At 53.0% G+C, this 12,267-nt stretch carries 12 protein-coding genes; 1 reads left to right on the forward strand and 11 read right to left on the reverse strand.

Annotation, left to right across the window (positions count from 1 at the left end):
- Window positions 1-138: 138 nt before the first annotated feature.
- Genes EDC33_RS10610 through EDC33_RS10630 form a run of 5 tightly spaced genes read right to left on the reverse strand, consistent with a single transcriptional unit; the run spans window position 139 to window position 4,955 of the window.
- Window positions 139-951: a carbon-nitrogen family hydrolase gene (locus tag EDC33_RS10610; RefSeq protein ID WP_249036096.1), complete on the reverse strand. Its 813-nt coding sequence runs from the start codon at window positions 949-951 to the stop codon at window positions 139-141.
- Entirely contained in the window at window positions 951-1,673 is a 723-nt protein-coding gene (locus EDC33_RS10615) for a hypothetical protein (RefSeq protein ID WP_124011159.1), read from the reverse strand. Before EDC33_RS10615 ends, EDC33_RS10610 begins: the two co-directional genes overlap by 1 nt.
- Entirely contained in the window at window positions 1,670-2,566 is an 897-nt protein-coding gene (locus tag EDC33_RS10620) for an ABC transporter ATP-binding protein (RefSeq protein ID WP_170156408.1), read from the reverse strand. Before EDC33_RS10620 ends, EDC33_RS10615 begins: the two co-directional genes overlap by 4 nt.
- Window positions 2,566-3,741: a hypothetical protein gene (locus EDC33_RS10625; RefSeq protein ID WP_124011161.1), complete on the reverse strand. Its 1,176-nt coding sequence runs from the start codon at window positions 3,739-3,741 to the stop codon at window positions 2,566-2,568. The genes EDC33_RS10620 and EDC33_RS10625 overlap by 1 nt, the downstream gene beginning before the upstream one ends.
- On the reverse strand, window positions 3,741-4,955 hold the full coding sequence (locus EDC33_RS10630; protein WP_124011162.1) for a hypothetical protein: 1,215 nt from the start codon (window positions 4,953-4,955) through the stop codon (window positions 3,741-3,743). Before EDC33_RS10630 ends, EDC33_RS10625 begins: the two co-directional genes overlap by 1 nt.
- Before the next feature lie 132 nt (window positions 4,956-5,087).
- On the opposite strand from EDC33_RS10630, the gene EDC33_RS10635 reads away from it, so the two are divergent.
- Window positions 5,088-5,507, forward strand: a complete 420-nt coding sequence (locus EDC33_RS10635; protein ID WP_094906923.1) for a GNAT family N-acetyltransferase — start codon at window positions 5,088-5,090, stop codon at window positions 5,505-5,507.
- A 29-nt stretch (window positions 5,508-5,536) separates the two neighbouring features.
- Here the strand turns inward: EDC33_RS10635 and EDC33_RS10640 are convergent, their stop codons facing one another.
- The 6 genes from EDC33_RS10640 to EDC33_RS10665 all read right to left on the reverse strand — a co-directional run bounded on the left by EDC33_RS10640 (window position 5,537) and on the right by EDC33_RS10665 (window position 12,182).
- Window positions 5,537-6,430 (reverse strand): YitT family protein, encoded by an 894-nt coding sequence (locus EDC33_RS10640; RefSeq protein WP_094906969.1) that lies wholly within the window; start codon window positions 6,428-6,430, stop codon window positions 5,537-5,539.
- A gap of 86 nt (window positions 6,431-6,516) precedes the next feature.
- Entirely contained in the window at window positions 6,517-7,410 is an 894-nt protein-coding gene (locus tag EDC33_RS10645) for a diacylglycerol/lipid kinase family protein (RefSeq protein WP_124011163.1), read from the reverse strand.
- A gap of 174 nt (window positions 7,411-7,584) precedes the next feature.
- Window positions 7,585-8,820: a metal-dependent hydrolase family protein gene (locus EDC33_RS10650; RefSeq protein ID WP_124011164.1), complete on the reverse strand. Its 1,236-nt coding sequence runs from the start codon at window positions 8,818-8,820 to the stop codon at window positions 7,585-7,587.
- 27 nt (window positions 8,821-8,847) lie between these two features.
- Window positions 8,848-9,999 (reverse strand): hypothetical protein, encoded by a 1,152-nt coding sequence (locus tag EDC33_RS10655; protein WP_094906926.1) that lies wholly within the window; start codon window positions 9,997-9,999, stop codon window positions 8,848-8,850.
- 147 nt (window positions 10,000-10,146) lie between these two features.
- Window positions 10,147-11,652 carry a pyruvate kinase gene (locus EDC33_RS10660; protein ID WP_124011165.1) on the reverse strand — a complete coding sequence of 502 codons (1,506 nt, stop codon included), beginning with the start codon at window positions 11,650-11,652 and terminating at the stop codon, window positions 10,147-10,149.
- 119 nt (window positions 11,653-11,771) lie between these two features.
- Entirely contained in the window at window positions 11,772-12,182 is a 411-nt protein-coding gene (locus EDC33_RS10665) for a hypothetical protein (RefSeq protein ID WP_124011166.1), read from the reverse strand.
- Window positions 12,183-12,267: the final 85 nt, after the last annotated feature.

Consider the following 12,267-nt stretch of genomic DNA (forward strand, 5'->3'; position numbering starts at 1 on the left):
GCCCATATGTCCGAACACTTTCATCGCGAACTTCCATACCCAGCATGAAGAGCAGAGGGAAAATGATTTCATCAGGTATTTTCAGCCTGTATGCCACGAGAGCTCGAACGAATAGAGCATTCAGCGGGAGCCCGCTGACTACAGGAAATGATACATCTCCCTTTTCCGGCTATCGAATATCGGCACTTCCTTGCGGATCCGTGCCACTTCATTTCCGTCCAATTGACCGGTTACGGCCGCATCTCCACGATCCGCAGCCTCATCGACGACTTTGCCGAAGGGATCGATGATCATGGAACGGCCGGCGAACTCCTGATCACCAATCTCCCCGTATGTGTTCGATGCGATGAGGTAGCACTGGTTCTCGATTGCCCGTGCTTTGATGAGCACTTCCCAATGAGCCTTGCGCGCCATCGGCCATTCGGCGACGGTGAAGATGGAAGTCGCCCCCTTCAACGCCAGGTCCCGGAAGAGTTCCGGGAAGCGGAGGTCGTAGCAGATGACGAGGCCGCAAGTATTGCCATCGAGTGTAAATGTCTCGACCTTGTCCTTTCCGCCCGTCAGATATTCTGGTTCGTTCAGCATCGGGACCAGATGCATCTTGGAGTACTCATATACGAGCTTCCCGCTCCGGTCGACGACAAATGCAGTGTTGTACACCTCATCCGGATCATCCTTGATGTTGGCGACGGAACCTGCGACGATGTTCACATCATATTCCTGTGCAAGTTCGGAAACTACAGACTGCGCAGGCTCGAGGTCCTGGCAGGCATGCTTTTGGATATTTTCAAGGTCATATCCCGATGTCCACATCTCAGGGAGCACAACGACGTCAGTCCCCTTGAGTTCTGCCCGGTCAAACTGCTCCCTGACCCTGGCAATATTCTCTTCGACATCTCCGAATGCCACCTGATACTGCAATGCTTTTATATTGATATCCACCACTCCCATCATTCTATTTTCTTCAGCTGTACAGGATATTCCGCAACGATGGTATCCCCTGCTTTCATTTCAGTAGGAACGCCCTTCACGTCTTCCATATCTTCATCAAGCCCCAGCATCATTGGGGACGGATTCCAATAGATGCGTGGGAGACCACCATCACCCATGATCGGGAGGCTTTCCGACAGCAGCTCATATTCTCCGGCTGGCACATGGGTGCCGACCGTGTGTGTACCGGCCGGAATTTCGATATATTCTTCCCCATCCATTTCCATCATATCATTTCCCACTGGCGTAATCGCCAGCTGGCCGTCCCTGGATGCAAACGTCAGCGTATAACCACGCGCGAGATCGACCTGTGCCACCGGTGTCCGCACACCGACTGGGATTTCAAGCAGCCGCACGCCCTGATCATCCTCTATGACAAGGGCCCCTGCCTCATCCTGCAGCAGGACATCATACCTGCCTGGAGGAACATCGGTTCCGACATCATATGTACCTGCTTCAAGCTGCATCTCCTCACCGGTATCATCCTGGATGCCGGCTATCTCCGTGCTCTTGGTGAATGGGAAGCGTTCCGGAAGATCTTCCGTGATCAGTATATTGTTTTCTTCATAGGCTGTGATGGCCGCCCTATCCGCTTCAAGCGCTTCACCATCATATTTCTCCGGCATGAAACCCCCATGGCTGCATCCAGCCATGAGGATCACGGCAAACAGCCACCATCTCATGACCCCATCCCCTTATAGATTCTCAAGTAATGTTCATATGTCCCGAGCGGTCCGATTGTGGCCGATTCCGCTCCATTTTCCATAAGACGCTCCATGAGGGTGGCCTTCCGCTCTCCCGAAAGCTCCGCTGCCGGTATGCAGATTCGGCTGCCGTTCAGATGGATGGTCCCCTCGGGCCATGGTTTCATGGCATGGAGGGCTGCCCCCGGCACTGTGGCCTTGATGTATTTTTCCGTTTCCTTCCTGCGGTCATACTTGTAGGCGAGACGCCGGTCATTCAGGAAGAATATCTGGTCGGCGTAGTCATCAAGGTTATCCAGCAGATGACTCGCAACAATGATGATCTTGCCCGACGCCTTCACCTCCTGAAGGATACGGCTCACAAGCTCGACATTGATCGGATCGAGACCGTTCATGATCTCATCCATGAACATGATCTTCGTGTCTGCAGCAATCATCATGGCAAAGCAGAGCCGCTGGCGCATGCCGAGGGAATAGGAGCTGACCTTGTTGCGGACATACCCCTCCATATTCAGCCGCTGGATGATGCCGTCGATGTCCTGCTCCTCCCTGTTCCAGATATCCCTGTACATCTGGATATGTTCGTAGCCGGAAAAGTTTTCGTAGAGCTCCGCCTGATCTGGAAAGAAGGTGATCTGCTCATGGAGCGCCCTGACGTCCTTCGCAGTATTCCTGAAGTTTCTGCCGTCAATCCGTATCTCACCCTGATTGATCGGGATGAAGCGGATGATTGCATTGAAGAGCGTGGTCTTCCCGGTGCCATTCGGTGCGACGAGGCCGATGATTGTACCGTCGGGAATGCTGAAACTGATATCTTCAAGGACGGTGTGGCTGCCATAGCTGATGGTCAGATCTTTTATTTCAAGTGTCATCATTTCCTCCTCCTTTCTAGTTTTCCTGAACGTGTCGGAATCAGTCTGAATATGAAGTGGAATGCGAGCTCGACCAGAATATAAAGCACTAGAAGACTGATGAGGAGCTTCGGCACATCCACCCTACCCGCTTCAGCCCATTCCCCTTCCAGAACCGGGAGTATCTGCAGATAGAGGAACGGGTTCCAACTGCCGAGCGGCGGGACGATCGTGAAGATGTAGGGGACGAAGAACATCCCGATTACGAGCGTGATTGTGAGATAGGTGTTCCTGAACATCCAACTGAATCCAGTAGAGACCTTCAATATGAGGTAGCTTGCAGCCATGGTGAGGGCCACCACGAGCATAGTGTATTCCATTATGCTGATGTACTCCAGCTGGCTGCCGCTGTAGAGCGGCACAGGATAGAGGAGCGTCCCGGTGTCCACCGATGCGCGGTTGATGATGTAGGAGACCACAAGACCGATGAGGATGGCAATCCATATCAGCACCCAGCTGATGACCGTCCGCATCCGCCATTGTGACTTCCATGTCAACGGAATCCCCTGTGTGATGCTCCAGTTGTATTCCTGATCCCTGCTGAACCGATCCGCACCGAAGACTGCAGCGACGATATAGATGAAGACGCCGGCGAGGATATTGATCAGACTGTAGAGCACAAGACTCGGCGACATCGGGTTCCAGTCGATCGCCACATCGTTTTTCTTGAGGTAATTCAGGAACTTCAGCCTGTTTTCAAGTTCCACTTCCCCGGGTATGAAGCTCAACAGCAATGTCTGTGATTCGAAGTCATCCACTTCATGGAAATGAAGCTGGTTCTCTGTCATCTCGATCCCCTGATCGACGTAGTCGCTGACGATCTCCTCAAGCCCTTCCACCGTGTTCCCCTCCTTTTCGGAGAGGATGAAGCGCTGCATGCCGAGAATCTGCTGCTGACGGGCGAGGCGGTCGTAAATGTCCTGGCCGGTCTCAGTCTCGAAGTGCGCCTCAGGAATCGCATGGAAAAGACGCTGCGTATCGTGATACTCTTCCCGTGCCTCCTCCACAGGAAGCTTTATTGTACGATCCTGATAGAGGGTCGAGTATGTGGCGAGGAACAGCAGCAGTGCCACAAGCAGTATCCGCACCTTCCAGTCCCGGAGGATTTTAAGCACTTCCCATTTGAACAGGCGCATCACCGCACCTCCCTTTCGAACTTCTGACGATGCATCCACCCTGCCGCGAGGGCGGTCAGCATTTCGAGCACCAGTATCGACACCCCGATAATGATCAGGGCACCGGTGAAACTGTAGGCATCCGTCATGGCGAGGAAGTTCCGCTCCCCGCTCAGCACGAGGCCCGTCTCAAAATAGTTGTGCAGAAAATATTCCCCTCCGATGCCGAAGATGCCCTCCTCTCCTCTGCCGCTGTAGATCCGGTTGAAGCCCAGGATCACGAAACCGATGAGCATTACGAGGATGTCGTGCCGGAAGACAAGTGACAGCAGTGCATTCAGACGGATGAAAAAGTAGATCAGCAGCATGATGAGGATGAGCGACATGCCGATGAAGACACCGATTGTCTGCGTGGAGAAGTTCGAGCCGTCCCCGCGATATCCCTCATCATATTGGTAGGCGCCCACTTCAAGCCCCGGTGAACCGAACCCGTACATTATCCCGGCAGCCAGGAAATACACCGCAAGCAGTACGGAGAAGATGGCACCGAGTATTATGGCAAGGGAGAGCGACTGATGGAATATGTAGCGGCGCCATCCCATCGGCTGACCTGCTTTAAGCGTTTTGTGCCGCCGGTCGTCGACAAGTATCTCGCTCGCCACAAACACTGTGATGAGCAGCACGATGAGCGGACCGTAAGTGGCGAAAAAGGTATACAGCTGCTGGAAGGCCGTTTTCCTGTCGTACATATGGAGCGTCACCCCGTCCTGCTCGGCAATGCTCCGCATCTCTTGGAAGAGGCGCGTCTGATGGTAGCCCATCATCTGGAGGTCTCCCTCATATTTATCATTCAGTTGCTCCCACACTGTGTCCATGGCGAAATCCGGCAGTCCTCCGGCGGTCATCCTGGCCAGCAGGGCGACATCGCCATTTTCAATAGCACTGTGGTAGCCGAAATAATCTTCATACTGCTGCTTCGCAGTACTGTATGTATCGATGCCGGTCATGCTGTTCACTGCTATGTCCCCCGACTCGAGCCGGCCCTCCTTCATCCCGTAGGCCGCCGTCATCTCCAGGCGTAAAGTTTCCCTGTCGATCGTCATCGGGTGCTCCTGGCCCGGCATATAGAAGAAGAGGTGGACGAATATGGCGACGAAGGAGAGAATGAGCACAAGCCGGTTCTTTCGATTCCGCCATGTGCGTTTGAATGTCTCCCTGAATACTGATGCAAACATGACAACCCATCCCAGTCCATTTAAAATATTTTAATATTCTGTAAAAATAATCCTTTCTTTATGATATATTTTTAATAGACATTGCGCAAGGGTGAATCAGCCGCTATGATTAAATGAAAAAGGGGTAAAGCCATGATTGAACTTTCTACAGGCAGAGACATCGGCTACGATGATATTGAACAGCTCTACAGGAGCAAGGGGCATACATCCTATGACAAGCGGATGGATGCACTCTTCGAGGCTGTGATGGCTTCCGACTACATCGTCACGGCCTGGGATTCTGGCCAGCTCATCGGACTGATCCGGTCCTCCGGGGACTTGATGTTCACCCAGTATGTCGCGGATTTCGTCATCCACCCGGACCACCAGTCAAAAGGGGTCGCCTCAAAATTGATGGACGCCTATCTGGAGGCGGCTGATGATGTGGAGAAGGTCTATCTGATGATGCAGGGGCCGACCAGTGCCTTCACGAGGAATTGGCTGATACATAAAGGATTTGAAACGAGGGGCGGCGACCCTTCGGCCATCTACCTGAAAACGAAGAGGAAATGAAGAAGACCCCGCCAAGGCGGGGTCTTCGTCTATATGAAATAGTTGCCGAGCACGCTGTTCACATCGTGCACCACGACGAATGCGTCCTCATCATACCGTTTGATGAGGCGCTTGAGCCGTGTCAACTGGTTCTTGTTGATGACGACATAGAGGATATCCTTGTCCTCCTGCGTGTAGAAGCCGCGGCCGTTCATGATCGTGACGCCGCGTCTGATTTCACTGTTGATCATCTTGCCGAGCCGCTCTGGATGGTCGGAGATGATGGTGATGGCCTTCTTCGGGTTCATACCTTCGATGATGAAGTCCATGACCTTCGTTGCGATGTATAGGGCGATGACCGTGAGCAGCACCTGTTCGAGCGTCATGACGGTCAGGCCGATGGTGATGACGACCAGGTCGAAGAACAGGAGCGCGTAGGATACGTTGATGTCCATATATTTATTGACCAGCCGGGCAAGGATCGTCGTGCCTGCCGTCGTTGCACCGATCCGGATGATCAGACCGATGCCAAGTCCGACGAACATGCCGCCGAACACCGTGTTGACCAGTATTTCATCCGACTGTACATGCCAGGTCTCCGTCACCCACAGGAAGAACGACGTCAGTATTACGACAACGATCGTATAATACATCGAACGTTTGCTCAAATACTTGAAACCGACGGCGAGCAGGATCGAGTTCAGCACAAGGTTCGACAGGGCCGGGGAGATATCAAATGCATAATAGAGAATGATTGCGAGCCCGGTGACGCCGCCCTCCCCGAGATTGCCGGCAATCATGAACGAATTGACCCCAATGGCAAAAATAAAAGACCCGATGATTACCGTAGCAATATTGATCAGGGTCTGTTGCGTGATCCTGGGATCGAATGAAACTCTTCTTTTTTCAAAATCGATGCGTTTGAGCCTTTCTCTGATCTTCACAATCATCCTCCTCCTCAATGTTTTTTATCCACCGGTATATGATATACGATTAAGGGAAATATTTCAACATAGGTCGGCGGATGCCGTCATTCGGCATGACCTTCCGGCACATTGATGCGGATACAGGCGGGTACGACTTCGATATCCATGGCGCTGAAGTCTTCGGCATCCCCATCGATATCCATCACTTCCAGCCTGTCTGTATCGAGGAACAGCTTCTTCGTGCGCATATAATGGACATTGCTGTGCCCGGTCAGCCTGCCCCGGAACGCCGCGATGATGATTTCAACGATTTCCTTCGGGGTGGAGGGCACGATGTTGATGACGTGCAGATGGTTGTCATCGATCCGGGCCTCAGGCAGCAGCCGGTCGAAACTGCCGACGGACGATGTATTGGCGACGATCGTCAGGATCGAATCGCTCATCACCTTCTCTTCGTCCGCATCTATCTTCACCCGATAGTTCTTCATGGTGAACAGTGCATGCAGCCCTGCATAGAGGTAGGCAAGTATGCCGAACCTGTTCTTCACTTTGGAGCTGACACCCGTGAATGACTCCATGAAATCGCCCAGTGCAATCAGGTAGGCTGCATGGCGGCCGTTGAATCTGATGACATCCGCTTCAATCGTCTTCTGTGGCTTCGACAGGTTCCGGATCGCCTCATTCATATCGAGGGGGAGGCCGAGGGCGCGTGTATAATCGTTGACGGTGCCGGCCGGCAGGATCGACAGGGCCGCTTCAGAACCACATTCGACCATACCGTCCATGATTTCACCGATGGTGCCGTCACCGCCGGAAGACACGATCAGCTCTGCATACCGCGACGCTTCCATAGCGAGCTCCTTTGCATCGGATCCATCCGTATACAATACTTCCACTTCATAGTTCTGGCCGTGGAGGGCACGGAGCACACCATATTCGACCGGCGGCTTTTTCTTCTTCCCTGATTTTCTGTTGATGATCAGCGCTGCCTTCTTCATATTCTTCCCCCGTCTTCGTGTGGTTTCTCCAATCATATAAGATAGGAAGACCATTGTCGATGCATGGATTCATTGTGCATATAAAAAGGCACCCGGCGTGAGCCGGATGCCCGCTTCCATACATTGTCATGACACGTTTATGGGAATGGAAAACAGCCCCGGCCGGGGGTGCCCTTATTCTCCTATGATATTCTTGAATACGACGCCTTCTTTTGCGACGACCTTGATGTTGTCGTTATCCTTCAAAGCACCGATGTTCTCCAACGGGTTCTCCTTCGAGAAGATGAAGTCGGCGACATAGCCTTCCTTGACGAGACCGATGTCCGTATAGCCCATGCACTCTGCAGCGGTCTTGGTGGAAGCCGTGATGGCATCCCCTGGTGTCATGCCGCATTCGACCATCAGTTCAAGCTCCCGGAGGTTCGTGCCGTGCTTGAAGACGCCTGCATCGGTACCCATGGCAATCTTGACGCCGGCCTTATATGCCCGCGTGAAGCTTTCCTTGTGTATTTCGATGACTTCCTCGGACTTCTCTACAGCAGTCTTCGACATCCCGAGCTCTTCGGCGAACTCGAGCACGGATACCGGTGCCAGCAGAGTCGGTACGAGGTATGTCCCCTGATCCTTCATCATGCCGCATACTTCATCATCGAGGAATATGCCGTGCTCGATGGAATGGATGCCCGCTTCCACACATTGTCTGACACCCTCCAGTCCCTGGGCGTGCGCCATGACTTTGACGCCGTTCCGGAATTTCGCCTCTTCCACGATGACCTTGAGTTCTTCAAGGGAGAACTGGGTGAATTTCGGATGGTCGGTCGGGCTCGATACCCCGCCTGTAGCGTGGACCTTGATGATGTCAGCACCCGCCCTCAGCATTTCACGCGTCTTTTTGCGCACTTCCTCCACACCATCGCATATACCGTGCGGCATACCCGGGTGCGGCTGCATGAGGTCCGTCACGATGCCTGAATAGTTGAAGCCGTCCCCATGTCCTCCTGTGATCGTCAGAGCGTTGACACTGATCTGCATGCGCGGCCCCTTGACCAGACCATCCTCTATCGCCTTCTTGAGTCCAAGGTCGCTGCCGAGGGCATCGCGTACCGTTGTCACGCCTGCATTGAGCGTCCGGTTCAGATATTCCATCGCGGCATAGAAATTATATGAGAACGGAGTGACGAGCCGCTGTTCGAGCGGTTTGAATTCCGTCATCATGTGCACGTGCGCATCGATCATGCCAGGCAGCATATATTGTCCCGCACCATCCAGCACTTCCGCACCCTTTGCAGCTGATGCTTCAGCATCAATCGCCTTGAAGCGGCCATCCTCCACGAGTACATTCGTATTTTGGACCAGTTCAGAACCGGTACCGTCTATCAGATTGACATTTTTGATGAAAAGTTTTCCCATCTTCTACACTCCCATTTCTTTACTTTTTTATATCAGGCTCATGACGAAGCTTGCGATGAATACAGAAGCAACTGTTACAGTGACGAAGCCGCCGATCAGCATCGGTGTCACCAGTTCCTGGAAGAGCCTGTTCTGATCTTCCAGATTGTTGGTTTCGCTCCGGGCCACCTCTTCACAGATCAGGTAGTCCCCCGGGAAGCCGATCAGCGCCGTCAGGGCGACTGGGATGCCTTTATAGGGATGCCATCCGACGAGCTTCGAAGCGATGAATCCACCTGTGAGGATGCCGAATATGCCGAGGGCAAGTATCAACGCCACAGCAGGGATGTTGGTCACCACATCCTGTGGTGTGATGCCGCCCATCGTGCCGATGATGACGAAGATCAGCGCGACCATCATGAAGCTGAACGAGTTTGCAGACTCCAACGCGCTCTTCGGCAGCAGATTGAAGTTCAGGGCTAGTATACCAAATAGCAGGCAGAACAGCGTATAGTGGATGCCTGTCAGATCCCCAAGGACGACCCCGAGCATGCCGAGGACGAAGATGACGAACAGTTTGATCGTATTGTTCTTCATCAGGCTGAAACGGGAGAGGCCCCGCTCCTCCTCAAAGCCGATGCTGTCCTCTTCGACTCTGCGGTTCTCCGCCATGAATGATTTGCCGTACCGCTTCATGAATGCGGTCGCGAGCGGCATGCCGATGACCCCCTGGAATGCCTGGACAAGTACAGGAACGACGACCAGGCTTGTAAGGCCGAGGTTCGTCAGCGTTTCATTGGTGATCAGGAGCGCCACGACCCCGCCTGAAATCGGACCGACACCGCTTGCTGCCGTCGTGAAGTCGAATACGAGCGTCACGATGACGAGCACCAGTGTAAGTGCGCCTGCAAGGCCGGACAGGGCGATTATGACCGCCCGCCACTGCTTCTTGAGGATTGAGAAGCGCATGAGCGTCCCCATATGTACAATGAGGGGACCGATCAGAATCGCTCCGAGTGCCGGAAGCGTGGAAAGCTCAAGGATGTTCTCCGGGAACACCCCGGTCCATGTAAGTATCAAAAAGCCGAGCATCGCTGTCATCAGCATTGGAATACGGGCACGTGTATAGACCGAAATCAGTTCCCCGAGGGCGATCAGCGCAAACAGCATGACTGTGGCTACTATTGGTTCCTGCAACATATACATCACTCCTAATCATCTACGATGTAGGTAGTATACGCCCTCATAAGGATAAAATAAAGGAATTTTCAGAAATAATTGAGCATTCTGATAAATTAATCGTTTCCATAGAAAAAGGAGATGGGCATCCATCTCCTATCTGGTCTTCTATCCCCTATTGTCGAACGTATGATTGGCGATGCCGAGTGCCCGGAGCATCGATGTCTTCTTGTAGTGGTGGTCCTCGAATTTCTCCAGGATTTCGGATACCACGCCGACGCCGTCTGCGATATATTCACCCTTGTTCAGCATGATGCATTCGGCACGCGATCCGGCCACCACATCGGAGATCTCCGAACGCGTCGGTATGCCTGTCTTCACGAGCGACTCCACCACCTGGGTCGCCCATATGACAGGCACGTGGGCAGCCTCGCATATCCAAAGGAGCTCTTCCTGGATCTCACTCAGCCGTTCGTAGCCGATCTCGACCGCAAGATCCCCGCGGGCAAGCATCACGCCGAAAGGCCGTGAGCCTGCTGCGCGCTGGATGATGTCGGGCAGATTCCTGATGCCCTCGGGCGTTTCTATCTTTGCGATGCTTGGTATCCCCTTCCGGTCCTCAGGCAGACGCTCTGACAATGCATCTTCAATGAGGTCGATGTCCTCGACATCCTTGATGAAGGAAAAGGCGATGGCATCAGCGTGCTGAACCGCAAAATCGAGGTCCCTGTAGTCCTTTTCCGTCAAGACAGGCAGTTTGAAGTCGAGGTCCGGCAGATTGATCCCCTTTTCGGTCTTCACCTTCACCCCGCCTTCCTTCACGGTCCGTTCCACTTCACAGATGATGCCGTCATCCGTCTGCTCCACCGCTTCTGCTTCAATGTGCCCATCATCCATCTTGATCTTCTGGCCCGGCGTTATCTTCCCGATCACCTCAGGCACGGAAGTATTGAGCGCTATTTCGACCTTCTTCGGCAGTGTCATCGATTCCGCACCCGAGAGGAGAAAACGCTCCCCCACCTTGAGCTTCGGATTGCGCATGGAAGTGAGCAGATGCCGGGTCCTTATTTTAGGACCGCTGATATCCATCAGTACACGGCATTCGAGGCCGGTCTCACCTTCTGCTTTACGGATGTTGCCGATCATCCCCGACCATGTATCTGCGTCATCATGCGCACAGTTGATTCGTGCCATGTTCATTCCCGATTCAACCAGTGTCTTCACCAGTTCATAGTCGCTGCCGGCGGCCGACGGCATCGTTACAAGGATGCGTGTGTCCCTGCCGTTGCGGGGCGGGCCGAAGATATCATCAGCGTTCCGTCTGAGTGCCAGGTTGCGGTCCAGAAAGGAGTCGGAGGAGCGGTAGTCGGCCTCCCCCACATCTTCATCCGCGATGTAGCCGAGTGTCCGGGTGACCGCATTCAGTGTACCGAGCACATCCGCCTCCAGACGCCCAAGCGACGAAACACCCCAGGGAATCAGTTTTTCCTGCAGTTCCCTCATATCCTTCCGTCTGAAGGCCATATAGTATGCCAGATTCCTGGCACTGTTCCTGTATCCTTCGCGTATCGGTGTGCTGTCCCATTCCTTAAACAGCCAATCCCCCTCCTGTTCTACAGAAGCCCTGATTTCCATGACCTCTTCAAGCAGCGGGAGTGCTTTCTTCCTGTCCATTCCAGTCACCTTCTTCCGATTATCATAAGCATTTCTTCCCTATACCCGTTTGAGTGCAAACTATTATTGTATAATAAAAAAGCCGCTTCCGGCCGTGGCGGTCGAAAGCAGCTGGAATTTCAGAGGCCGAGCCTGAACATCAGATGCAGGGCCTGGAGATAACCGATATGGAATATCACCCAGAGCATAAAGCCGATATAGCCATTCAGATCCAAAGTCTGTACGGCTAGGCTGGAGAGGATGAAATAGAGCAGTGTAACAACTGCCCCCACCGTCACCAGTCCCGGCATATAGAGACGCGGCTTATACACATAAAGCCATTTCAGTATGATGGCCAGAGTGACAGAGACCATCAGATGAAAAATAATCTCCATGAACAGCCCCGGACTCCGCTCGAAGATGAAGTCCACGTTCAAAAGCAATGTCATGATTTCGATGCCTGCGCTGGATTCCACATATGCAGAAGCAAGAAGAAGCAGCACGCCGGAAACAACCCCGGTGATCAGTCCCGATACTAATATTTTCCTCATGATCGCTGTCCTTTAACCAGTATAATATTCGCTCGATTTTACACATCAAGTATATCATATGACCCATATTAATTTAAGACTGTTA

It is taken from the genome of Salinicoccus roseus (assembly GCF_003814515.1).
Taxonomy (GTDB): domain Bacteria; phylum Bacillota; class Bacilli; order Staphylococcales; family Salinicoccaceae; genus Salinicoccus; species Salinicoccus roseus.

Excerpts from the sequence above, each read along its gene's own strand:
- EDC33_RS10610 (WP_249036096.1), bottom strand. The coding sequence starts at position 951 with ATGGGAGTGGTGGATATCAATATAAAAGCATTGCAGTATCAGGTGGCA.
- EDC33_RS10615 (WP_124011159.1), bottom strand. The coding sequence starts at position 1,673 with ATGAGATGGTGGCTGTTTGCCGTGATCCTCATGGCTGGATGCAGCCAT.
- EDC33_RS10620 (WP_170156408.1), bottom strand. The coding sequence starts at position 2,566 with ATGACACTTGAAATAAAAGATCTGACCATCAGCTATGGCAGCCACACC.
- EDC33_RS10625 (WP_124011161.1), bottom strand. The coding sequence starts at position 3,741 with ATGCGCCTGTTCAAATGGGAAGTGCTTAAAATCCTCCGGGACTGGAAG.
- EDC33_RS10630 (WP_124011162.1), bottom strand. The coding sequence starts at position 4,955 with ATGTTTGCATCAGTATTCAGGGAGACATTCAAACGCACATGGCGGAAT.
- EDC33_RS10635 (WP_094906923.1), top strand. The coding sequence starts at position 5,088 with ATGATTGAACTTTCTACAGGCAGAGACATCGGCTACGATGATATTGAA.
- EDC33_RS10645 (WP_124011163.1), bottom strand. The coding sequence starts at position 7,410 with ATGAAGAAGGCAGCGCTGATCATCAACAGAAAATCAGGGAAGAAGAAA.
- EDC33_RS10650 (WP_124011164.1), bottom strand. The coding sequence starts at position 8,820 with ATGGGAAAACTTTTCATCAAAAATGTCAATCTGATAGACGGTACCGGT.
- EDC33_RS10655 (WP_094906926.1), bottom strand. The coding sequence starts at position 9,999 with ATGTTGCAGGAACCAATAGTAGCCACAGTCATGCTGTTTGCGCTGATC.
- EDC33_RS10660 (WP_124011165.1), bottom strand. The coding sequence starts at position 11,652 with ATGGACAGGAAGAAAGCACTCCCGCTGCTTGAAGAGGTCATGGAAATC.
- EDC33_RS10665 (WP_124011166.1), bottom strand. The coding sequence starts at position 12,182 with ATGAGGAAAATATTAGTATCGGGACTGATCACCGGGGTTGTTTCCGGC.